We start from the raw sequence: 21,211 nt of genomic DNA on the forward strand, positions 1-21,211 counted from the left end.
CCGCGCTACTACGATGGCTGCACTCGTACCGTGCCCGTGTCGCCGTCGACGGTCACTCGGTCGCCGGTGCGCAGCCGCCGGCTGCCGTCCACAGTGTTTATTACGCAAGGGATTCCGAGTTCACGTGCGACGATGGCGCCGTGCGACAGCGACCCGCCGATGTCGATCACCACCGCCGCGGCAACCGACAGTAGCGGGGCCCACGAGGGGTCGGTGATTCGGCACACCAGGATGTCGCCGGGTTCGAAATCGTCGGCCTGGTCGCTGTCGGCATCGTGGATGACGCGCACTATTCCTTCGACTGTCCCGGGGCTGACCCCCATGCCCGAGACCTCGTCGACACGCTCATCCGACGGCTCGACGCCTTCCAGCGAGACCGGTGTGGGATTGCCTTGCCAGATCGGCGGCAGGTCCAGGCCGCGGTATCGGGTGTAAAGGGCTCGACGTTCGGCGATGATGTCGCCGCGCTCAGCCCGCGGGTCGGCTAGCAGTTCATCGAGGGTCAGAAAGAACACGTCTTCGGCATCGTCGAGCACGCCTTCGTCGGCCAACGACGCGCCGATAGTCCGGGCGCCGGCTCGCATCCCGTCCATCGCCAACAGGAAGCCGGCCTTGCCAACCTCGCGACCCAGCACGAACCGGCGCGTCAACGCGAGCATCGGGGCGACCACCGGACGCTGCGACCGCGAAAGGCTTTCCCGCAGTTGGTGTTCGGCGCTTGTCCTGGAAAGCCGGGTGGACTCCGCGTTGGCCAGCGGATCGGCGCCCGACTTGCGGTACGACTCGGCTAGGGCTCGGATCGGGGTGAGGTCCTCCCGCCAGGAGCGGCTCGACACGTCGCCCTCACCGCGGCCATGGTAGCCATGACGGCGCACGAACTCGGGCTCCGTAAGCCGCCCGCCGGCCAGCTCGCGTACGTCGGCGACGACGGCGGACTCCTCCATGCCGCCGTCGCATCCGATCGGCTCACCGGCCTATCTTCCGCTGTTCTCCGAACTGGCCCGCACCGGACTTCACGTGATCGGCTACGCCAACCGCTATTCGGTCGGCGACTCCGCGCTGCAAATGGAAAACCACCTGGTCGACCTTGGCGCCTGCGTGCGAGACGCCCGCGAACGACTCGGCTATCACCGGGTCGTGCTGGCCGGCTGGAGCGGTGGGGGATCGCCGATGATGGGGTACCAGGCGGAAGCTGAGAAGCCCACGATTACCCAGACCGCGGCCGGGGAACCGTCGTCGCTGGCCGAGACCGCGCTGCCGGCGGCCGACGCGGTGATGTTGCTGGCGGCGCCGCGCAGCCGACACCGCTTGCTGACCGAATTTCTCGACGCCTCGATCACCGACGAACTGCAGCCCGAGCGCAACCGGGACGCCGAATTCGACCTGTACGACCCGGCGAATCCCAATCAGCCGCCGTATTCGGCCGACTTCTTGGCCGCTTACCGCGACCGGCAACGCGAACGCAATCGCCGAATCACGGCGTTGGCGCAGCAGAAGCTGCAGGACTTCCGCGACGCCGGCCGGCCCCAGGCCGAGCACGCGTTCGTGGTCCACGGAACGATGGCCGACCCGCGTTGGCTGGATCCCACGATCGAACCGAATGGGCGCCGCCGCGGTGGAGCTATCTGGGGGACCCCGAGGTGGCCAACACCAGCCCCGGCGCGCTGATGCGGTTCACCACCGCACGTAGTTGGCTGTCGCAGTGGGGCCTCGACACGGCGCAGGTGGACGCGGGCGACGCCGCACCGAGGGTTTCGGTGCCGGTGCTCATGGTCGTCAACGGTTGCGACGACGCGGTGCCGACCAGCCATCAGGCGCAGGTGTTCGAGGCTATCGGTCACCAAGACAAAGAGCGGGTCGACCTACCGGATCCCAACCATTACTTCACCGGCACGGACCAACGTTCGCATCTGTCCGGGGCCGCCGACAACGTGTACGACTGGCTGCATCGCCACGGTTTCGATGTGAATTGACCACTCCGACAAGAAGATAGCCGGCCTCCCGCGCCGTTCGATAACCCAACAAAGATTGATATCCGGCACAGAAGGAGCCCGACATGAAGCTGAGTCTGATGACGCTGGGTGACGTGGTGGCCGATCCGGTCACCGGGTTCACCGCCACGGCCGCCGAACGACACCGGGCGATCGTCGAGGCGGCCGCGGTCGCCGACGAAGCGGGATTCGAGGGCGTTCATATCGGTGAACACCATGGGCTGGAGTACACGACGTCCGCGCCACCAGTGGTCCTGGCGGCGATCGGAGAACGCACGTCGCGGTTGCGGCTGTCGACCGCGGTGACGCTGGCGGCGAACTTGGACCCGATCCGGGTCGCCGAGGACTATGCAACGGTCGATGCCCTCTCGGGTGGACGCTGCGAAGTCGTCGTGGGTCGCGGCGATTTCTTCGTGTCCACCTACACGCTGTTCGGGCAGCGGCTGGAGGACTCGCACGAGTTGTTCGCGCAGAACGTCGAGCTGCTCGCCGAGTTGTGGGCCGGTAAGGAGGTCAGTTGGGCAGGTTCCCGCCACCGGCCCCCGATCAGCGAATTCGTCCTTCAGCCCGTTCCGGTCGGGGCGATGCCGCTGTGGGTTGGCGGGGGAGCGTCGGAATCGTCGACGGACCTGGCCGCGCGACTGGGCCTGGATCTGATGCTGCCCTCGGCGTTCGGTAACCCACAGATGTTCAAGCCGGTGGTCGAGAGCTACCGCGAGAAGTTCGCCTCGTATGGCCACCCGCGCGAGCCCCGCATCGGCGCCTGCTGGCATGTCAACGTCGCCAAGACGAGCCAGGCGGCACGCGAGCGGTGGGAACCGCGCTACCGGGCCTACTTCGAATTGATGAGCACCGTGATTCCCCGGGTAAACCCCGACCCGCCGCCCTTCGTCACCAAGCCATTCGATTTCGAGTTCCTCACCACCCGAGGACCCGCGATCGTCGGCAGCCCGGCGGAGGTGGCTGAACGGCTCAACGCCTGGTCGGATGTGCTGACCAGCGACACCAACTTGATTTACCTCGATATGGGCGGCCAGCCTGCGAACGAATACCGCGACATGGTCGAGCTCATTGGCTCCGAGGTTATCCCGCAGTTGGCCTAACGCTGGGAGGTTGACACCGAGTACGTATGCATTGTCTATGCGTTGTTGACCCTCCGCCGACCTGCTGTTTAATCTTGATTCAAAGATAGGGAGGTGGTTGTCGTGGCGTCCGTATCGACGCTTCGGCGAGGCGGTCCGCGCGGGGGTGCGACGGCCGCATAGCCGTCCCGCTGCGGTGGGGTAACGGTATGGGCCGCAATCGCTGTCGTATGGCTCTTGATCGCGCTCCAGGCACTGGCGCGATGGATAACTTCGGATGATTTCGCGCCGGCGCCACTGGTGGGCCAGGATCGGATGCCGTTGTGGAATTTGGTGTCATTGCGCATCTTCGAGGGACTCAGCATGGCCCTGCTGGTGTACCTGATTTGGGCTTACGTCGTGACGCCCTGGCGTCGCACCGGTTCCTTGAGCCTCGACGGCAAGTTCGTCCTGGGTGGCGTGGCGGCCTTCGTCGCGGACGCCTTCCTGAACTGCTATACGTACTTGTTCGCGTGGAATGCGCACAACGTCAATATGGGCGTCTGGACCGCGTATCTGCCGTTCCACAACCCGGCGGCCTCGTCGCGCTACGCGGAGTCGCTGCTGTGGGGACCGCCGATGTACGTGTACTTCTGCGCGGGCGTGGCAATCGTCGGCTGCCCGGCCTATTTCGCGCTGCGCTCACGTTGGCCCCAGCTTTCCAATGTGTCGCTGCTGGCCATTGTGTGGGTCGGCGAGTTCGCGTTCGACTTCGTCGTAGAGAACCTGGCCATCCGGTTGACCCACGGGTACGCCTACGCCCAAACCTACGGACCGTTCACGCTCTGGGCGGGCAGCCAATTCCAATTCCCGCTCTACGAGTCGTTCCTGGTTGCCACGCTCGGGCTGCTGTACACCTGGATGCGTCTGCAGGCCGTGACCTCCCCGGATGGACTGTCGCCCGTCGAGCGCGGATTCCAGCGGTGGAGCCCGGCGCTTCAGTCGACGGTACGCACCTTGGCGGCCATCGGATTCTGCTGTGCCGCAACTATTTTGATCTATCACCTGCCGTTCAACTGGCTGGGCATCATCGGAGGATCGAAGGCGCACCTGCCGACATACCTGCTACCTGGCTAAGCCTTACTCTCGTCGATTCGGGACTATTCGACTGAAACAGAGTCTGTGCGCGATGAATTGACGTCGCCGGAGCTAGACTGGCGCTTCCAGACGAAGCAGCGAGGACTCTGTTACAGATGCCAACGGTGACGCGTAGGTCGAAGCAAAGCCGGGCGGAACGCCGTGAGGCGATCGGCAACCGGCTATTCGCGATAGTGGAACGCCTGCTTGCGGAAGGTGCGGTTTTTTCCGAGATCAGCGTCGAGCAGTTGATCACCGAGGCCGACATTGCCCGTTCGACCTTCTACGTATATTTCGTAGACAAAGGCGCGCTCATGATCGAGCTGATGGAGCGCGTCACGAAGGCGGTTGGTGATGCGGCGAACGACTGGTTTCATTTGCCGCCTGCGGCCACCCGCGCCGATCTGCGCAAGGCGCTCGCTCGTTTGGCGGCCGCGTATCGCCAGCACGGTCGCATGATGTCGGCGGTCATTGAGGCTGCGGCCTACGATCCCCGGGTGCAGGAGGAATACGCCGCGGTCATGGCACGCCGATGCGAGGACATGAACCGCAACTTCATTCCCCAGCAGCGCGACGGATACATCCGTAGTGATATTGATCTAGCAGCCGTGACCCCGTGGCTGGCCTGGATGTTCGAGAGAGGCCTCAACCAATTGATCGGGCAGGACGGCGCCATGAGCGAATCCGCGCTCGATGGTGCCACTTCGGTCATTTGGCAGACGTTGTATGAAGGCACTCGCTGAGAAATCGCGACCGCGGCGGAACCGGGCCGACAGTCGTCAACCCGGCAGCGCGGCCGCCACCCCGTGTTCTGCGGCCGGTACGGCTGGCATGAGCACAGCCCTGCGACCCAGAATGATCATCAGGACGAACCATACCGTGAAACTGGTCAACGGTATCCACCAGACGAGGAGCCCGTTCCACGCGAACGGACCGTTCTTGGCGAAGAACGCGATGACCGCCGGAACGAACGAAAGACTCACCCAGAACTGAAGATAGGCCACCCAGCGTGGGAATGCGGGCTGCGGTCGCCGGTCCTTGAGGATCGCGATACCTAATGTGATGTATTGCAGCATGAACGGTGCGATCGGCGTGATGAAGAGCAGCTAGCCCAAATCACTGAGCGCCTGGGTGATCTCGGGATTCCGTTCGGGGCGGAACGCGGCGGCCGTCCACAAGAACGCGGGCAACATAAACGTCAACATGGAGACGATTCCCGCCGCCAGTTGAGTTGCGGCCCAGAAGAACGACTTTCCTTCAATATCCTTGATGAGCGAGGAGAGCGTGACCGTCCACGGCAAGTACAAGACAGCCCCGAGGCTCATGAGTACCATGCCGACGCGGATCGGCACGGATCTTTCGTGAAAGAGCTGCGCAACCTGCTGTGCGGTCAACGAGGGAGACAGTGGCGGCACCCATTGAGCGAACCCCATATATCCCACAGCCCATACCACGAAGAATGCGGCGGCACTCCATACGCCAATCACGCGTGAGTTGACGTTCATGCCAAGCAATCTCCTTTGATTCGGATCGGCCAATCGCCCGTCAGTCCCAGGCGAATTGCAGGTGCTCTGGGCGGTGGAAGATCATGCCCTGCTGTACCCGGATCTCCTGTTGCGGTGCGAGGCGCAGGTTCGGTAGCCGCGTAATCGCGGTCTCGATGGCCACTCGCATGTCGAGCCTGGCCACCCACTTCCCGATGCAGTTGTGCGGTCCGAGACCGAAATGCACGCTCTTGCGCATTTCGGCGGCGTCGCGGTCGATGTTGAATTTCGCGGGATCCTCGAACTCGCTGTCGTCGTTGTTAGCCGATTGTACGAGCAGAAAGAGGTTGGTGCCCTTCGGGATTTGATGGCCGCGGATCTCGACATCCTTTTTGACCCGACGCACGATGCCGCGTGCCGGGGTCAGTCGTCGCAGCGACTCCTCCACGACTTTGGGCACCAATGACAAGTCGGACCGGACGCGGTTGAGCAGTTCGCGATCCTCGCAGAGTTTGTAGAGGGCAAAGCCGATACCGCCTGCGCTGGTCTCGAATCCGGCGATGACGAGTTGTCCGACGACGCCGAGGATTTCGCGGTCGGTCAAGCTTTTTTCGGTATCCTCTTGGGCAAGGATCAGGCCGCTGATCAGATCGTCGCTTGGCGACCTGCGACGCTGTGTAATCGCATCCATAAGGTAGTCGCTGAAGTCGACCTGCTCACGCGCCAAATACAACCGGCGCTGCTCGGAGATGGTCGGGACGAACAGTTCGGTGATGCCCAGCGTCCACTCGTGAAATTTCTGGTGGTCCTCGGCCGGCACCCCGAGGATTCTGATCAGGACGTGGACGGGCATCGGGGTCGCGAAGCGGTCCATCAGGTCACCGTGCCCCTCGGGCTGGATCGCGTCGAGGAGGCCGTCAGCGGCTTCCTTGATAGCACCCTCGCGCGCCCGCACCGCGTTCGGCGTCAACGCCTTGGTCGCCAATTTTCGGATACGGGTGTGTTGCGGCGGATCGGTGTTGACCAGTGCGGGTTGCCAGGGCGCATAGCCGTGCGGCAGGGCGCTTTTGAGCTCATCGGGCACCTCGCCGACGAGGTCGTCGGGCATGCAGCCGAAGTGGTCGACGTCCTGAATGATCGGCAGGATGTCGTCGTATCGACTCAGGACCCACGCGTCGACCTCGGGAACGTGCATGATTGGCGCGTGTCGTCGCAACTGCGCGAAGAGTTCGCAGGTGTCCCACGTACTGCGGAACGCGTCCATCATCGACGGTCTAGCCTGAGCGGTCTCGGTCATGAAGTGTGCCTTTCGTTTCAGATCAGGCCGGCTGCCGCGGGTGCGTCAAGGTCGAGCGCCATCTCGGCGTAGCGGCGGATTTGGTCGACGATCAGCTGGTCGCCGCGTTCCGTCGATGCCACCTGACCCGCCATGCCCACGAACAGCAGGACGCCATACATGGCGCCGTTGCGGTAGCTGTCCCAGCAAGCGTCGAAGCCGAAATCTGCCACGCCCCAACTCAACAGGTGTTCGTGGTACTCGGCGATCAGGTCGCGTTCCGCCGTGCGTCGATCCTCGGTCGTAAGGGCTGATCCAAGGTAGTAAGCCGGGTCCACACCGGGCGGGCCGAGTCGGACTGTCTGGAAGTCGATCACCGCAGCGCGCTGGCTACCTGGATCGATCGAGAACATGATGTTGTCGCTGCGGAAGTCGCCGTGCTGCACCACTGTTGGTGCTTTCCAGCTGCGCACCCACGCTCCCGCATGCGGGATGACACGCTCGAACAGCGTGACGTGAGCCGGGTCCAGCTGGTCGCCGAATCGGGCGAGAAACGGTGGTAGCCCGGCGGGCAACGCATCGAAAACCCCGATCGTTCGGGCGGGGTCGGCGATCCAGTCTAGAGTCGATAGTCTGCTCGAATTCCACAGTGGTGCTTGAAATGTCGCCAGTTCCCTGAGCGCACGTGCGCATTCGTCGACGTTGCTTGGCCTTAACACGTCGCCGGCTTGGAACTCGCTGCTCAAGTCCTCCAGGACCAGCGTGAACCTCTTGACGTCATCGGAGAGCTCCGCGAGGTAACACCTCGGCAGCCCCATGTCGGGGACAAGAGGAGCGATGTCCTGGTAGAAGCGGGTTTCCAGTTCGTACATGCTCATCGCATGGGCGACACCAAGGCTGCCGGCATCGTCTGTTGGGAATTTCACCAGCAGAGATTCCGGAGACGATCCCGGCCTTGCGTAGCTCAGCACCGCGCGAACCATGCGGGCCATGAGGCCACCCGATACCGGCTCCAGGGCCACCTCCGACAGGTCGGTCGCGGCCGAATGGCCCGTGCCGGCCAGTACCCGTCTGAACCAATCCACATTCAGCTCTTCGATATTGGCAACGGGAGGAACTTGGACATCGGCGTGTGTCGTCCGGTCACGCGGCAGCGAGCCGGCGTTCATCCGCGGCCTCCCCATCTGATGACAGACACCGCCTGCGGTAGTCGTGCCCAGAGATTCACGGAGGCACGCACTTGTATCGAACATCGCATTCGAACATGATGTACGACTAGGGGTATGGTGTCAATCACAATGCGCGCTCGGCGGGAACGAGGCGTGGACCGCAACGAGGAGGAAGAACGTGGGCTGGACCGACACAATCGACATTTCTGACGAGCAATTCCACCCTCGTAGCGATGATCCATATTGGAGCGAGAACAGCCTGCTCGGCTTCAACGTGCCCGAGCGGAACCTCTCGGGGTTCATTTACTTCTACTGGCGACCGAATATGAATCTGGTGGTTGCCGGCCCGGCCGTGTGGGACCACTCTGGCGAGGACGTATACAACTGCTTGTACTACGGCTGGGACCAACACTTGGCGATCCCGAACGGGACCGAAATGTTCAACTTCGAACTCTCAAACTCTCTGAGCTGCCGCATGATCGAGGCCCAACAGGAATACCGGTTCCGGTATGACCGCCATGGTGTGAAATTCGATCTGACGTGGACGGCCATGGCGGAGCCGCATTACATGAAGTTGGCGAAGGGTCGGGATGAGGACGCCGGCATCAAGAACTGGGTTAAGAAAGACGGCGACTTCTCCGTTGGTCACTACGAGCAATCGGGCTGGTTCACCGGAGATCTCGAGATCGATGGGGAACGAATCAAGATCGACTGCGGGGCGCTGCGTGACCGCGGCTGGGGACCCCGTCACGCCGATGTGGCCGACCCGTTGCGCGCCGGCTGGCCGTACGTCTTCGCGGGTCCGGAAAGCGCATGGCATCTCTATGACCCGCAGACTTCGCTCACGTTCGATGAGGACCCGATCGAAGGCACCACGGAAACGGTCACGACGGGCTTCTACGTCCGCGACGGCATCAAGGCCCGAATTTTGGGGGGCACCCGGCGTGCGGAACGCGGTCGAGACGGCCGGGTGCTCACCCAAGTGATCGACGCCGTGGACGAGCTCGGTCGGGAGCTGCACGCAGAGGGGCAGAGCCTGAATTGGCTCAAATGGTCCATCAACAGCGACATCCTCAACTGGTGGTCGCTGGTGCGGTGGCAGTACGACGGTCAGACCGTCTACGGCAACGACCAGGACTTCATGTCCTTCAGGCACTATCGGCGCTATTGGCGCCGGCTCCTCGCTGAGGACCCAGGGTTGCTGAATTGCTTTCCGGTATCCGCCGACTATCCACCCTACGGCGCGCGATGAACACCGGAATGTGCGAAAGCGATTCCACTGCAGCATATTCAGAGGAAGCGGGAGCTTGTCGATGAAGACGAGAAATCAACTGATCTGCTTATCCAGCGGGTACGGATTCTTTGTGCTCTACCTGCTGGGACTGGTGCCGGTGGCCGGCTTCATCTCACCACCGGCGCCAGACTGGGGCGACAACATCGTCGCTGCTTACTTCCACGCACGACATTTCCGCATTCTGGCGGGCATGTCCATCTGCGCGGTCGCATCCGCCCTGTATGTGCCGTGGGGTGTGGCCATTGCGGGTCAGATGCTGCGCATGGAGAAGGGCCGTTTTCCGGCTCTCACTGCCGTGCAGGCTATTTCGGCCGGGGCCGGCGCCGTGTTCTTTGGCCTGTCGCCATTTCTGTGGCTGACCGTCGCCTACCGCGCCGGACATTCCGGAGACATTATGGTGGCGCTCAACGACTTCGCCTGGATCTCGTGGATCGTGAGTTGGCCCTTCTTCTTCGTACAAGCGGGGGCGTTCGCGCTCAGCGTGCTGATGTATCCGACTGTTGTCATCCCGCGCTGGGTCGGATATCTGAGCCTGTGGTTCGCAATCAGCATGTTTCCCGCGAGTGCGATCGTGTTCTTCTACCACGGCCCGCTGGCCTGGAACGGTGTCTTCGCGCTTTATCTGCCACTGACATTATTTGCCCTGTGGTACAACGTGTCCGCGTTCTGGCTACTCAGGGCGATCAGGCAGGAGAGTCAGGCCACCACAGCGACTGCCGCGCCACCTCGGGAAGTCGCGACAATCTCGCGTTGAGGGCGTTCAGTTCACGTGCGCCAGGTCTTCTTGTTCAAGGCGGCGCACCGCGCGAAACGCGTAGGGCGTGACGGCAGCAATGAGGACGAAGAACATCACGAACACCGCCCAAAAGTTCAGCAGGCCCTGCCAAGCGAACGGACCCGTCCGGACAAAGGGCACCAGGCTCAGCGGAATATAAAGCGCCGCAGTGAAAAAGCACAAGTAGCCGACCCACCGCGGAAACAGTGGTTGCGCACGACGATCCAGCAGTATCGCGAAACCCAGTGCCACACTCTGCAGCAGCGAGAACATAAAGGTCAGGTCGAAGAACAGCCATCCGAAGTCGTATAGCGTCTGCACGGTTTCCGAAGAGCGAGCTTCGGCTCGGAACGCCGCCGTCTGCCACACTACCGCCGGCACAGCTGTGACGAGGCCCGTCATCAAGCCACCTAGCAGCTCGGTGGTCGAAAGAATCCCCGTCGGTCCTTCCATGCGACCGATCAACTTGGAGATGGCGGCACTCCAGGTGTAGTAGCAGGGTGCGCCGACAATCATCAACACCATCCCCACCTGAATGGCGGTGTGGTGAGTTTGGAAGTAGCGAGATATGGCCGAGGCGTCCAGCTGCTGTCCTGGCGGCGGCCAGAAACCGGCGAACACCGCGAAACCCAGCAGGCCCAGGGCCGCGTACACGCACACGGACCATAGGCCGAGGCGAAGGGTCGTGTAGTCGGCGCTCGTCGTCCGGGCATTCTCAACCGTGGTGTGTCGCGCTGTCGTTGTCATCGTGCCTCCCGAGTGTCGGATCGTGAGTCGCGTCGATGGGATCACTTGCCGGCCGCGGCCGAGAGAATTAATTTAACAAGCACTAGAAAAATCTGCTAGGGTGCGGATAGAATGCTCTTTAGCTGGTCTAATGCATGTCTAATGAGCCTTAAATAACTAGCTGGTGCCGTTCATCCGAAGGGAAATGGAAGCCATGGCGCTTGACGCGTCGACGCCGTGGGAGGCCAACGTCGCCGCCATTCGCAGCCTGTACCGTGCATTGGCCGCGGGCGACCGGGAAACGCTGGGCAAGCTGTTGCATCCGGACTTCATCGGTCGCGCCACGACGGGTCTGCCGCTGGGACTGGGAGGCGAGCACGTCGGGCCGGAAGCCATGCGCCGGCAATTCTGGTGGGAACTGGGTCGGCACTACGACGTCGCGGCGTATCCGGACACATTTCATGCCCTCGATGACGGCCGTCTGCTGGTGGCGGGCCGCTATCGCGGCCAGGCGCGCCGCTCCGGCAAAAAGCTCGACGCGGCTTTTCATCACGTAATCGGTTTTGCCGAGGACGGGCGTATGACGTCGCTTGATCAGCTGACCGACAGCGCACTGTGGGCCGACGCGCTCGACGAGCGATCGTCGCTGGAAACAATCGATTACCACGTCACCGATGGGGTGGCCACAGTTTGCCTGAACCGACCCGAGGACCGCAACGCAATCGACATGCGGATGGCGAACGAATCTCTAGTCGTGGCACGGCGAATCGCGGACGATCGGTCGGTTCGCGCGGTGCTGATCTGCGGTAACGGGCCGTCATTGTCGGTCGGCGGCGACATCAAGTCGTTTCCCTCGGATCCGTCTACGGAATACGGTGACCTGCTGGAGCGGATGACCACACCGTTCCACGAAGCTTTCCGCATACTCAGCGGAATCGACGCGCCTATCGTCACCGCGGCCCGCGGGACCGTCGCGGGCGGCGGCTTGGGCTACGTGTACGCGGCCGAACAGGTCATCGCTGCCGAGGGTACCAAGTTCCTGACAGCGTTTGCCGCCCTTGGTCTTTCCGGAGATGGGGGCGGCACCTGGCACCTGCCGCGCCTGATCGGCGCGCGCCGCGCGGCCCAGGCGTACCTGCGCAATACGCCGATCGAGACGAACGACGCCCTGGCGTGGGGGCTGATCAACGAGATCGTGCCCGCCGACAAGCTGCGGGTGCGGGCCCTGGCGCTGGCCACCGAGTTGGCGCAGGGCCCCACCCGAGCGTTCGCGAAAATGCGAACACTGTTGCGCGAGTCCTGGCACAACGACCTGGCAACGCAACTGAAATCGGAGACCGACGCACTAAGTGCCGCCGCGAACACCGCCGATGCCGCAGTCGCGCTTTCGGCATTTCGGGCCAAGCGCGCGCCGCGCTTCACGGGAGGCTAGGAGATGGGACTGATCAGTGATTCGCCCGAGCACGAGGCGATTCGCAACAGCGTTGCCGGGATTGCCGGTCGGTACGGCCCTGCCTACTTTCTGGAGCGGGCACGTACCGGCGGGGGAATCGAGGAGCTGTGGAAGGACCTCGGTGCCGCCGGGCTGCTCGGCCTGCACCTGCCCGAAGATTACGGCGGTGGCGGGGGCGGGATGTCTGACGCCGTGGTGGTAGTGGAAGAGCTTGCTGCGCAAGGGATGCCGCTGCTGATCTGGGTCATTTCGCCCGCGATCTGCGGGAGCATCCTGGCGTGCCACGCGTCGGACGAGATGAAGCAGCGGTGGCTGCCGGGTATCGCGGACGGCACCAAGAAGATGGCGTTCGGCCTCACCGAACCCGATGCGGGATCCAATAGCCACAACATCAAGACCACCGCCAAACGCACTGAAACCGGCTGGACGATTTCGGGATCGAAGTACTATATCTCGGCGGTGGACCAATCCGACGCGATACTGCTGGTCACCCGGGACGCGGATCATTCGTCCGCACAACAGAACCGACTCTCGTTGTTCGCGGTGCCGACAGACAGTCCGGGCCTTACCTTTGCGCCCATTGATACCTCGATCGTTTCACCGGACAAACAGTTCACCGTCTACCTCGACGATGTCTCGGTTGGCGAGGAAGCCCTAATCGGGGTGGCCGGCAACGGTCTTCGCCAGGTTTTCGACGGCCTCAACCCGGAGCGGATCCTGGTCGGAGCGCTGTCCAGCGGAATCGGACGATATGCGATCGGCAAGGCCGCGGACTACGCGCGGCAACGCAGTGTGTGGTCGACGCCGATCGGCGCCCATCAGGGCATCGCCCATCCGCTGGCCGAATGCCACATCGCGGTCGAGTTGGGCCGGATGGCGACGCTGCGCAGCGCGGAACTGTTCGATGCCGGCGAGCCCGCCGGCGAGGCCGCGAACATCGCCAAATTCGCGGCCTCCGAGGCCGCGTTGAAGGCGCTCGACCAGGCGATCCAAACCCACGGCGGCAACGGTCTGTCGCACGAATACGGGCTTTCCGAGTTGTGGTTCGTCACTCGATTGATGCGCACCGCGCCGGTGAGTCGCGAGATGGTGCTCAATTTCGTGGCCCACGCGTCACTCGGCTTGCCGCGGTCTTACTAGAAAGGGAAACCTAGATGCAATCAACACGCTTCGATGTGATCGTTATCGGTGCCGGTGCGGGTGGTCTGTTCACCGCGGCTCGCCTTGCCCACCGTGGCTACCGGACCTTGGTTGTCGAACGCCTCGACAAGGTCGGTGGCCGGGCATCTACCGACGACATCGACGGGTTCAAGGTCAGCACCGGTGCCATCGTGATCGAGGTGGGTGGGATCACCCAGCAGATCTGCGACGAGGTCGGCGCACCGTTTGATATCCGCGAGCCCAAACCGCCTCTGCTGTACCGGATCGGCGGCAAGGACGTCGACGTCACCGGCGGCGGGTGGGGCATGCTGCTGAGCAAACTTACTCGTCAGGGCGCCAAACTGGTCGCCGGCATCGGCGCCGCCCGCCACGACACCGGTCTGCCCGAAGATCAGATCAGTACCGCCGAGTGGGTGTCTCGATACACCAAAAATGAACGCGTACACGGGATTTTCCGCAATATGTGCGCCTTGATTTTCGCGGTTGGCTCTGAGGATCTTCCGGCGCGAGTGTTTCTTACCTATTTCACCCGAAAGAGCGCGTTCAAGCGGTTTGGGTTTCGCCCCGAAGGCACGATTGGGTTGTGGCGTGGTCTGGCCGATGTCGTGCAGGCCCGCGGCGGCGAAGTATGGCTGTCGACTTCCGTCACCCGGATCCTCCTGGAGCGCGGCAGGGTGATCGGGGTGGAGTTGGTGCGTGGCGGCGAGGAGGTCAGCGTCTCGGCGCCGGTCGTCGTAAGCGACGTTGGACCCGCCGCGACGGTTGAACTTCTTGGCGAGCAGAACGTTCCATCCGAGTATCGGGACCTGGTGAAAAAGGGAGATCGCCCGACGGCGATGATCTCGGTGAACTTCGCCAGTCGCGATCGCCTGGTTGAGGTTCCCGGGATGCTCAGCTTCGCTTCCTCGCGCCGGCTGGCCTACATCGCGAATTTCACCGATCGCTGTCCCGAGATGGCACCGCCCGGATGGCATCTCTACGTTGGGACGTCGGTGCCCAAGCCGTCCATCGGTGACTTCGACGAGGCGGCCGAAACGGAGCTGCTCCTCGAGGATCTCCGTGACAACATCGACGGCTTCGATGAGCGTGCGCGGATACTCAACGTTGCGGTCACCCGGGACGACTGGCCCCCGCAACGTGCGGTGGCTGGTTTCGATCTGCCACACGACACCCCGTTCGCCGGCCTGTGGAACGTCGGCGACGGGGTCAAGGAGTACGCCAACGGGGGTACGACGGCCTGCGCCGAGACGGCGCAGCTGGTGACCGACAAGATCATTGAGGCTTACCCTGTTGGGGCAAGTTGAGCAAAGTACCGGAATTGCCTGGACGAGAACAGCTTCGATCAGCCGACCGATGTCTCGGCGAGGCCATGCCGGACGAATGACTGTGCGTTGGCGACCACGGTGTCCAGCGAGCCGCGCCGCGGGTCCCACCATTCCACTGCCCAGTTCAACGCACCCAACACGAGCATCTGCGCCAGGTACAAATCGAGGTCGGCCCGCAAGGCACCCGAGCGCGCCATGTCGTTGATCAGTCGCCGCCAGATTTCGCCGTAGCGTTGTTCTTCGAGGATCTGACGCTTGCGGATCGCCTGCGGCACCTGGCCGGCGTTGCGGATGGCCGCGGTGGTGTAGTCCGAGATCTCGAGTTCGTGTCGCAGGTGAGCCTCGACCGCGGCGAGCAACCGATCCAGCGCCGAGACGTCGCTTGGCAAGCCGTCCAGCATGGCGATGACGTGTTCGCGCATGTCGGCGATGCCGGCCCACATCACCTCCTCGATGAGGTCATCGCGGGAGGGGTAGTAGTAATAGATCGCCGGTGCCTGCAGCTCGGCCTGCGCCGCGACGTCGTTCAGGCGTAATCCGGCGTACCCTTTGGCGCTCAAGACGTGGGCGGCCGCGTCCAGGATCCGCCGTCTGGTCAGCGCCGATTTGGACTCGGCGTTGGTGGCGGACACCGCCCCCCGTGCGGGAGCTACGTCGGTCGGCCTGGTCATTGACCAATTTTAGCCAGTGGTCGCCGGAATGCCGCGGTATGCCGGAAGAATTTTTATGTGAAATTTGACCGTGTTTGGGGCCTCTTGTTGCAGCGCGAGCCATAGATCAGGGCCGCACCAGTCCCAATTTCTACGCAACATTAAACAATGTCTTGCCGGAAGGTGTGGGTGATGCCGTGGCGGGGGATAACCTCACCCCGCCACGGCAAGCTCTAGATGCTTCTCGCCTTCGCGGAGCATCTGCTGCGGTGTGCTGCTCAGCTGGGTATGACAAAAGCGATCCATCCGACGCCAGGCATCTGACGCATCGATTTAATATATATTAGATTACTCTGGTTGCGTTAGCGACAGCTCCGATGAAAGCGTTGCTAGCCGGCGATCTCGCGCCCGATGAGTTCTTTCATGATTTCGGTAGTCCCGCCATAGATGGTCTGGGCCCGGGTGTCGAGATAGGCCCGGGCGACCGGATACTCGACCATGTACCCGTAGCCACCGTGCAGTTGCAGGCATCGGTCGATAACGCGGCGCTGCAGCTCGCTGACGTACCACTTGCCCTTCGCGGCGTCGACGGGGGAGAGTTCGCCCGCATTGAACGCCTCAACCGATTTGTCGACGTATGCCTCGGTGATGTCGAGCTCGGTGGCGATGTCGGCGAGTTCAAAGCGGATGTGTTGCAACGCAGTGAGTGGCTGGCCGAACGCGTTGCGTTGCCGGCAGTACTCGACCGTTTGCTCGTAGATCGCGCGCGTGGTTGCGATGGCTTGGGCAACGACGCCGAGGCGCTCGCGCGGCAGATGGCTCATGAGATATTGCAGCCCACGGCCTTCTTCGCCCAGCAGGTTGTCGCCGGGGACCAGCGCGTCGTCGAAGAACAGCTCGGCGGTGTCTTGTGCGGGCAGTCCAATTTTGTCGAGCTGACGTCCGCGTCGGAACCCGGGTGTGTCGCGTTCGACGATAAACAAGCTGAAGCCGCGGGAGCCGCCCTCCGGGTTGGTCCGTGCGGCGACCACGACGAGGTCGGCCATGATCCCGCTGGAGATAAAGGTCTTCTGGCCGTTGAGGATCCAGTTGTCGCCGTCGCGCTGGGCGGTGGTGCGAATTCCTCTGAGATCGCTGCCGGCGCCCGGTTCGGTCATCGCGAGGGCGCCGATCAGCTCGCCGGAGGCGAAGCCAGGCAGCCACCGTTGCTTCTGCTCTTCGTTGGTGAGGTCAAGCAGGTAGTGCAGCACCAGATCGTTTTGAAGGCTGACAGTCAGGCCGAACGAGAGGGCATTGACCTTCGCGATTTCCTCGCAGACCACCATGCGGTAGCGGTAGTCGTGTTCGCCGGCGCCGCCGTAGCGCTCCCCGATTTCCAGTGCGTAGACACCCGCCTTGGCGGCGCTGGTGAACACGTTCCGATCGATCTGGCGGTTGTGATCCCAATCATGCTGGTGGGGAACCACTTCCCGAGCCAGGAATTCTCGGACGGTCTCTCGGTACGCCTCGTGATCGGGGCCATACAGGGTGCGGCGCACCGGTTAGATCCTCTCGATGATCGTCACGTTGGCTTGGCCCCCGCCTTCACACATTGTCTGCAGCCCGTAGCGGCCGCCAGTGCGTTCCAGTTCGTGCAGCAGCGAGGTCATCAGGCGCGCCCCGGTGCAGCCGATGGGGTGCCCAAGGGCGATAGCCCCTCCGTTGACGTTGACGCGCTCGGGGTCGGCTTCGAGCTCGGCGAGCCAGGCAAGGACCACCGGAGCGAAGGCCTCGTTGATTTCGGTCCGGTCGATGTCGTCGATCGACAGCCCCGTTCGCTTGAGTGCGTGGCGGGTGGCCGGGATCGGGGCGGTCAGCATCATCACCGGGTCGGAGCCGAGCGCCGACATGTGGTGTATGCGTGCTCGCGGCGTCAGGCCGAACCGATTGACGGTCTCTTCGGATGCGATCAGCAATGCGGCGGCGCCGTCGGAGATTTGGCTGGCCACCGCCGCGGTCAACACCCCACCCTCGGTCAGGGGCGACAGTTTGGCCATTTTTTCCAGGGAGGTGTCGGGGCGTGGCCCTTCGTCATTCACGACGCCGGCATATTCACTGATCTCACGGGTGAACCGGCCTTCGGCGATGGCCGCGGCGGCGCGTTGATGGCTGGTCAGCGCAAACCGTTCGTTGTCCTCGCGGGAGAGCTTCCATTGGCTGGCGATCAACTCCGCGCCGCGGAATTGCGAGATCTCCTGGCTCCCGTACCGGGCTTCCTAGCCGCGGCATCCGGTCCAGGGGTCGGTCGAACCGAATGGCTCACCTGCGGTGAACGCGCTCAGAATGGGGTATTGGCTCATCTTTTGCACCCCGCCGGCGACGATCAGATCCGCGGTGCCGCTCATCACCGCCTGCGCGGCGAAATGTACTGCCTGCTGCGCCGATCCGCACTGACGATCGATTGTCACACCGGGCACCGATTCGGGCAGGCCCGCGGCCAGGGCGGCCGGCCGTGCGATGTCGCCGGCTTGGGAACCGATGTTGTCCAAGCAGCCGAGGATTACGTCGTCTATGGCTTCGGGATCCAGGTCGTGTCGCTTGACCACGGTCCGGATTACGTGGGCGGCCATGTCGGCGGGGTGCTCGTCGGCAAACCCTCCTCCGCGCTTACCCACCGCTGTACGAACCGCATCGACAATGAACGCTTCAGTCACCTACATAATTTAACATAGAATCAAAAAGCTAGGCCAGCCGCGTCGAAGTGGTGATCGTCTCAGCGTCTGCTGGTTGTCGTGCGCGCCTTTCGGGTGCTGCGTGCCCGTGATTGCCCCTGCGGGCTCAGCCCGTGGCTCACCAACGATTGAGCGGTGGCGACGATGCCGTCGACGGAGTCGCGTTGGGGGTCACGCCATTCGGCCGCCCAGTTGAGCGCGCCAAGAGCCAGCAGCTGCGCGTAGCGGAGGTCGAGATCGGCCCGGATTTGCCCGTCTGCTTGGGCATTGTCAAACAATCGGCGCCATATCCGTCCGTAGCTCGCTTCCTCTTTGAGTTGTCGAGCGCGGAGGTGCTGGGGGATCTGCCCGGAATTACGTATCGAGGCGGTGGCGTAATCGGAAATCTCGAGCTCGTGGCGCAGATGGGCCTCGACGGCCGTCATGATCCGATCCAGTGGCGAGGTCTCCGGTGGGAGCTCGTTGAGGGCGTCTTGCACGTTCCGGCGTAGTTCGGCGACGCCGCAGTACATCACCTCTTCGATGAGTTCCTCGCGAGAACCCAAATAGTAGTAGATTGCCGGCGCCTGAATCTCGGCATAGTCGGCAACATCGGAGAGCCGTGTGCCGGCAAACCCCTTCGCGCTCAGAACGTGCGTGGCGGCATCGAGGATGCGGGCACGTGTGCGGGCGGATTTGGAATCGGCGTCAGCAGTTCCGCGATTAGAAGCCGGCGTAGATTTTTTAGGCGCCATCACATCGTAGACGTGGATTTGAATCTAGGATCAGGCGCGCTAGCCCGTGTCGTGGAATGGCACTCCGCGCGACGGAAACTCGGGGCCGGCCGCCAGCGACTCGTTATGGCCAGGAGTTTCTTGGACGGGCGCATGAGTAACCGAAGATACGTTGCGCAGCAGCTTGTTCCGGCAGGCGTCGTTGAAATGGGATCGCGTTGACCCGGACATGGATCACCTGCCAGCATGTGGCGTTGTGACTATCAACGGCCCTCGGGCTGGGTATCCGGGACAACGTCAGGGCGGCCCGTTCTTCGACGACCTGTCGGTAGGTCAGGAATTCGACTCGGCGCCTGCGATAACGCTGTCGTCCGGCTTGGCCGCTGCCCACCAAGCGATCGTGGGGGATCGGTTGAGGCTGGCTCTCGACGCCCACCTGTGCTTGGGCGTGACCGGTGTTCCTGGCCCGCTGGCGCATCCGGCGCTGGTATGTGACGTGGCGATCGGGCAGTCGACGTTGGCCACCCAGCGCGTCAAAGCCAATCTGTTCTACCGTGGGCTCACTTTTCACCGATTCCCGATGATCGGCGACAGTGTCTACACGCGAACCGAAGTGGTTGGGCTGCGCGCCAACTCGGCGAAACCTGGGCGCGCACCGACCGGAATGGCGGCGCTTCGGATGACGACGATCGACCAGGCCGACCGGCTGGTGCTCGACTTCTACCGGTGCGCCATGCTGCCCGCTAGTCCCGATTGGCGTCCCGGCGATGATCCAGGCGATGACCTTTCCGCCATCGGATCCGACGCACCGGAGTCCGTTGTGAATGCGACCGCGCAATGGCAGGGGGAGGTGTTCCGGAAGCGGGTACCCGGTCCGCATTTCCACGCCGGTATGGCCGGCGCGGTGCTGAACAGCACCGGCGACGTCGTCAGCGACGCGCCTGAACTGGCCAGACTCACCCTGAACATTGCTGCGGCCCATCATGATTCGCGGGTCAGCGGGCGTCGGCTGGTGTACGGGGGCCATACCATCGGCTTGGCGCTGGCTCAGGTCACGAGGCTATTGCCCAATCTTGCGACGACCCTGGGCTGGGAATCCTGTGATCACACCGGTCCGGTGTACGAGGGTGACACGCTGTATAGCGAGTTGCACATCGACGCCGCGGAACCCACTGACAACGGGGGAGTGCTCAAACTGCGGTCGCTGGTGTACGCGGCCTCCGAGTCGCCAGCTGAGGCCGATCGGCAGGTGCTGGACTGGCGGTTCCGTGCTCTGCATTTCTAAATGGTCGTGGCAATGCCGCACGTTAGCTCCGGTGCCATAGCGGTTTGCGGTAACGGATGCGCACGATCATATCGGCATGATGCCGGTCATCAGGTTGGTGAAACGGTCGGTGATGAGGTCCAGTTCGGTATTGCTGCTGAGGAACACGATGTAGAAAATCATTCCCCAGGTGATCGCTAACAGTGATTCGACCAAGAGCGGCGCTTCGATGTCGGTCCTTAGTTCACCTCGTTCGACAGCGCCGTTGACTGCCCATTGAACGAAGCTTCGGGTGTGCTTCGTCGCGTCGTGTTCGGTATCGCCGTTGTGCTGCGGGCGATGGCACGGCAGCAACGAGGTCACCAGAAATGCAGCAGCGGAACGATCCTCGGCGTCGACCTGAGCGGCGACATGAACAAACGCCATTAGCTGCCCGAACAATGTCGCAGCCTCACGGCCCCTTTGGATCCCGACTGCGACGACGAGCGCGTCGGTATGGTCGACGACGGCGCGGTAGAGTTCGCGTTTGCTTTTGAAGTGGTAATTGAGCGCGGGGCGGGTCAAATTCGCGCGATGGGCGATGGTCGAAAACGTTGCGCCCTCATAGCCGACTTCGCTGAACACGCGGCACGCGTTGTCGATGATGCGTCCGCGTGTCTCCGCCGCCGCGATCGCGGGCGGCCGCCCGGCTCGCCGTGCGACCGTTGATCGGCGTGATCCCGTCACGCGCCTAACCCAGCAAAATTGCTGCGTTCGGGGGTCACCACGATCATCACTTCCTCGACTAGGTGTCGCACTCGCCGCAGCGTGCTGCAAATTTTCGAGTTTAGAATAGATTAATCGATTCGCTGCCCGCTAGTGCTGGGCTATTTCGACGTCGGACGTCATTTTCGTTGAATGCAACTCAATTGCGGTCAACCGCGATCCGCCAATCGGCTTTTGAACCGACTTTCAGCCATGCGAATAATCGTCAGAAGCCTAGCCAAACTAGCAAGCTGATGCCCAGGCCGGAGGTGCGGCG

General features: G+C 62.9%; 21 protein-coding genes and 1 pseudogene. 11 read left to right on the top strand and 11 right to left on the bottom strand.

Translation table 11 applies throughout. The features are described 5' to 3' along the window. Positions 1 to 8: 8 nt before the first annotated feature. A complete protein-coding gene (locus G6N54_RS29045; RefSeq protein ID WP_163794246.1) occupies positions 9 to 944 on the bottom strand; it encodes a PEP-utilizing enzyme in 936 nt (311 codons plus the stop codon). Here G6N54_RS29045 and G6N54_RS29050 point away from each other — a divergent pair. From G6N54_RS29050 to G6N54_RS29065, 5 genes are all read left to right on the top strand, one after another. Next, complete coding sequence (locus G6N54_RS29050; RefSeq protein ID WP_232073155.1) at positions 943 to 1,668, top strand: hypothetical protein; 726 nt, start codon at positions 943 to 945, stop codon at positions 1,666 to 1,668. The genes G6N54_RS29045 and G6N54_RS29050 overlap by 2 nt on opposite strands. Then, on the top strand, positions 1,641 to 1,973 hold the full coding sequence (locus G6N54_RS30900; RefSeq protein WP_232073157.1) for an alpha/beta hydrolase: 333 nt from the start codon (positions 1,641 to 1,643) through the stop codon (positions 1,971 to 1,973). Before G6N54_RS29050 ends, G6N54_RS30900 begins: the two co-directional genes overlap by 28 nt. A gap of 83 nt (positions 1,974 to 2,056) precedes the next feature. Beyond that, positions 2,057 to 3,094, top strand: a complete 1,038-nt coding sequence (locus tag G6N54_RS29055; protein WP_163794248.1) for an LLM class flavin-dependent oxidoreductase — start codon at positions 2,057 to 2,059, stop codon at positions 3,092 to 3,094. A gap of 216 nt (positions 3,095 to 3,310) precedes the next feature. Further along, a complete protein-coding gene (locus G6N54_RS29060; RefSeq protein WP_163794250.1) occupies positions 3,311 to 4,189 on the top strand; it encodes a spirocyclase AveC family protein in 879 nt (292 codons plus the stop codon). Between the two features lie 116 nt (positions 4,190 to 4,305). Continuing rightward, positions 4,306 to 4,932 (top strand): TetR/AcrR family transcriptional regulator, encoded by a 627-nt coding sequence (locus G6N54_RS29065; protein ID WP_163794252.1) that lies wholly within the window; start codon positions 4,306 to 4,308, stop codon positions 4,930 to 4,932. A 36-nt stretch (positions 4,933 to 4,968) separates the two neighbouring features. Here the strand turns inward: G6N54_RS29065 and G6N54_RS29070 are convergent, their stop codons facing one another. The 4 genes from G6N54_RS29070 to G6N54_RS29085 are packed head-to-tail and all read right to left on the bottom strand — an operon-like array spanning position 4,969 to position 8,118. Beyond that, complete coding sequence (locus G6N54_RS29070) at positions 4,969 to 5,265, bottom strand: hypothetical protein (protein WP_163794254.1); 297 nt, start codon at positions 5,263 to 5,265, stop codon at positions 4,969 to 4,971. Positions 5,266 to 5,295: 30 nt separating this feature from the next. Then, positions 5,296 to 5,694, bottom strand: coding sequence for a hypothetical protein (locus tag G6N54_RS29075; RefSeq protein WP_163794255.1), 399 nt, complete (start codon positions 5,692 to 5,694; stop codon positions 5,296 to 5,298). A gap of 40 nt (positions 5,695 to 5,734) precedes the next feature. Continuing rightward, positions 5,735 to 6,970, bottom strand: a complete 1,236-nt coding sequence (locus G6N54_RS29080) for a cytochrome P450 (protein WP_232073159.1) — start codon at positions 6,968 to 6,970, stop codon at positions 5,735 to 5,737. Positions 6,971 to 6,987: 17 nt separating this feature from the next. After that, on the bottom strand, positions 6,988 to 8,118 hold the full coding sequence (locus tag G6N54_RS29085; protein WP_163794257.1) for a phosphotransferase: 1,131 nt from the start codon (positions 8,116 to 8,118) through the stop codon (positions 6,988 to 6,990). Positions 8,119 to 8,296: 178 nt separating this feature from the next. On the opposite strand from G6N54_RS29085, the gene G6N54_RS29090 reads away from it, so the two are divergent. After that, positions 8,297 to 9,370 carry a DUF7065 domain-containing protein gene (locus tag G6N54_RS29090; RefSeq protein ID WP_163794259.1) on the top strand — a complete coding sequence of 358 codons (1,074 nt, stop codon included), beginning with the start codon at positions 8,297 to 8,299 and terminating at the stop codon, positions 9,368 to 9,370. 61 nt (positions 9,371 to 9,431) lie between these two features. Further along, complete coding sequence (locus G6N54_RS29095) at positions 9,432 to 10,166, top strand: hypothetical protein (protein ID WP_163795098.1); 735 nt, start codon at positions 9,432 to 9,434, stop codon at positions 10,164 to 10,166. Between the two features lie 6 nt (positions 10,167 to 10,172). Here the strand turns inward: G6N54_RS29095 and G6N54_RS29100 are convergent, their stop codons facing one another. Then, positions 10,173 to 10,934: a hypothetical protein gene (locus G6N54_RS29100; protein WP_163794261.1), complete on the bottom strand. Its 762-nt coding sequence runs from the start codon at positions 10,932 to 10,934 to the stop codon at positions 10,173 to 10,175. A gap of 193 nt (positions 10,935 to 11,127) precedes the next feature. Between G6N54_RS29100 and G6N54_RS29105 the strand changes: the two genes are divergently transcribed. Genes G6N54_RS29105 through G6N54_RS29115 form a run of 3 tightly spaced genes read left to right on the top strand, consistent with a single transcriptional unit; the run spans position 11,128 to position 14,831 of the window. Then, entirely contained in the window at positions 11,128 to 12,345 is a 1,218-nt protein-coding gene (locus G6N54_RS29105; protein ID WP_163794263.1) for an enoyl-CoA hydratase-related protein, read from the top strand. Between the two features lie 3 nt (positions 12,346 to 12,348). Further along, positions 12,349 to 13,506 (top strand): acyl-CoA dehydrogenase family protein, encoded by a 1,158-nt coding sequence (locus G6N54_RS29110; protein WP_163794265.1) that lies wholly within the window; start codon positions 12,349 to 12,351, stop codon positions 13,504 to 13,506. Positions 13,507 to 13,520: 14 nt separating this feature from the next. Continuing rightward, on the top strand, positions 13,521 to 14,831 hold the full coding sequence (locus G6N54_RS29115; protein WP_163794267.1) for a phytoene desaturase family protein: 1,311 nt from the start codon (positions 13,521 to 13,523) through the stop codon (positions 14,829 to 14,831). Positions 14,832 to 14,869: 38 nt separating this feature from the next. On the opposite strand, the gene G6N54_RS29120 is transcribed toward G6N54_RS29115, so the two are convergent. The 4 genes and pseudogenes from G6N54_RS29120 to G6N54_RS29135 form a co-directional block, all read right to left on the bottom strand. Further along, positions 14,870 to 15,523 (bottom strand): TetR/AcrR family transcriptional regulator, encoded by a 654-nt coding sequence (locus tag G6N54_RS29120; RefSeq protein WP_163794269.1) that lies wholly within the window; start codon positions 15,521 to 15,523, stop codon positions 14,870 to 14,872. A 368-nt stretch (positions 15,524 to 15,891) separates the two neighbouring features. Beyond that, positions 15,892 to 17,040: an acyl-CoA dehydrogenase family protein gene (locus G6N54_RS29125; RefSeq protein WP_163794270.1), complete on the bottom strand. Its 1,149-nt coding sequence runs from the start codon at positions 17,038 to 17,040 to the stop codon at positions 15,892 to 15,894. A gap of 3 nt (positions 17,041 to 17,043) precedes the next feature. Next, positions 17,044 to 18,195, bottom strand: a pseudogene (locus tag G6N54_RS29130) (acetyl-CoA C-acetyltransferase). Between the two features lie 59 nt (positions 18,196 to 18,254). Further along, complete coding sequence (locus G6N54_RS29135; protein WP_163794273.1) at positions 18,255 to 18,947, bottom strand: TetR/AcrR family transcriptional regulator; 693 nt, start codon at positions 18,945 to 18,947, stop codon at positions 18,255 to 18,257. Between the two features lie 241 nt (positions 18,948 to 19,188). On the opposite strand from G6N54_RS29135, the gene G6N54_RS29140 reads away from it, so the two are divergent. After that, complete coding sequence (locus G6N54_RS29140) at positions 19,189 to 20,211, top strand: MaoC family dehydratase (protein WP_232073839.1); 1,023 nt, start codon at positions 19,189 to 19,191, stop codon at positions 20,209 to 20,211. A 66-nt stretch (positions 20,212 to 20,277) separates the two neighbouring features. Here the strand turns inward: G6N54_RS29140 and G6N54_RS29145 are convergent, their stop codons facing one another. Beyond that, positions 20,278 to 20,916: a TetR/AcrR family transcriptional regulator gene (locus G6N54_RS29145; protein ID WP_163795102.1), complete on the bottom strand. Its 639-nt coding sequence runs from the start codon at positions 20,914 to 20,916 to the stop codon at positions 20,278 to 20,280. Between the last annotated feature and the right edge of the window lie 295 nt (positions 20,917 to 21,211).

Source organism: Mycobacterium stomatepiae, from assembly GCF_010731715.1.
In the GTDB taxonomy this organism is placed as follows: domain Bacteria; phylum Actinomycetota; class Actinomycetes; order Mycobacteriales; family Mycobacteriaceae; genus Mycobacterium; species Mycobacterium stomatepiae.

What these genes read in the sequence shown, in the direction of transcription:
- G6N54_RS29050 (WP_232073155.1), top strand. Translation starts at nt 943, where the DNA reads ATGCCGCCGTCGCATCCGATCGGCTCACCGGCCTATCTTCCGCTGTTC.
- G6N54_RS29045 (WP_163794246.1), bottom strand. Translation starts at nt 944, where the DNA reads ATGGAGGAGTCCGCCGTCGTCGCCGACGTACGCGAGCTGGCCGGCGGG.
- G6N54_RS29055 (WP_163794248.1), top strand. Translation starts at nt 2,057, where the DNA reads ATGAAGCTGAGTCTGATGACGCTGGGTGACGTGGTGGCCGATCCGGTC.
- G6N54_RS29065 (WP_163794252.1), top strand. Translation starts at nt 4,306, where the DNA reads ATGCCAACGGTGACGCGTAGGTCGAAGCAAAGCCGGGCGGAACGCCGT.
- G6N54_RS29070 (WP_163794254.1), bottom strand. Translation starts at nt 5,265, where the DNA reads ATGCTGCAATACATCACATTAGGTATCGCGATCCTCAAGGACCGGCGA.
- G6N54_RS29075 (WP_163794255.1), bottom strand. Translation starts at nt 5,694, where the DNA reads ATGAACGTCAACTCACGCGTGATTGGCGTATGGAGTGCCGCCGCATTC.
- G6N54_RS29080 (WP_232073159.1), bottom strand. Translation starts at nt 6,970, where the DNA reads ATGACCGAGACCGCTCAGGCTAGACCGTCGATGATGGACGCGTTCCGC.
- G6N54_RS29085 (WP_163794257.1), bottom strand. Translation starts at nt 8,118, where the DNA reads ATGAACGCCGGCTCGCTGCCGCGTGACCGGACGACACACGCCGATGTC.
- G6N54_RS29095 (WP_163795098.1), top strand. Translation starts at nt 9,432, where the DNA reads ATGAAGACGAGAAATCAACTGATCTGCTTATCCAGCGGGTACGGATTC.
- G6N54_RS29100 (WP_163794261.1), bottom strand. Translation starts at nt 10,934, where the DNA reads ATGACAACGACAGCGCGACACACCACGGTTGAGAATGCCCGGACGACG.
- G6N54_RS29105 (WP_163794263.1), top strand. Translation starts at nt 11,128, where the DNA reads ATGGCGCTTGACGCGTCGACGCCGTGGGAGGCCAACGTCGCCGCCATT.
- G6N54_RS29110 (WP_163794265.1), top strand. Translation starts at nt 12,349, where the DNA reads ATGGGACTGATCAGTGATTCGCCCGAGCACGAGGCGATTCGCAACAGC.
- G6N54_RS29115 (WP_163794267.1), top strand. Translation starts at nt 13,521, where the DNA reads ATGCAATCAACACGCTTCGATGTGATCGTTATCGGTGCCGGTGCGGGT.
- G6N54_RS29120 (WP_163794269.1), bottom strand. Translation starts at nt 15,523, where the DNA reads ATGACCAGGCCGACCGACGTAGCTCCCGCACGGGGGGCGGTGTCCGCC.
- G6N54_RS29135 (WP_163794273.1), bottom strand. Translation starts at nt 18,947, where the DNA reads ATGGCGCCTAAAAAATCTACGCCGGCTTCTAATCGCGGAACTGCTGAC.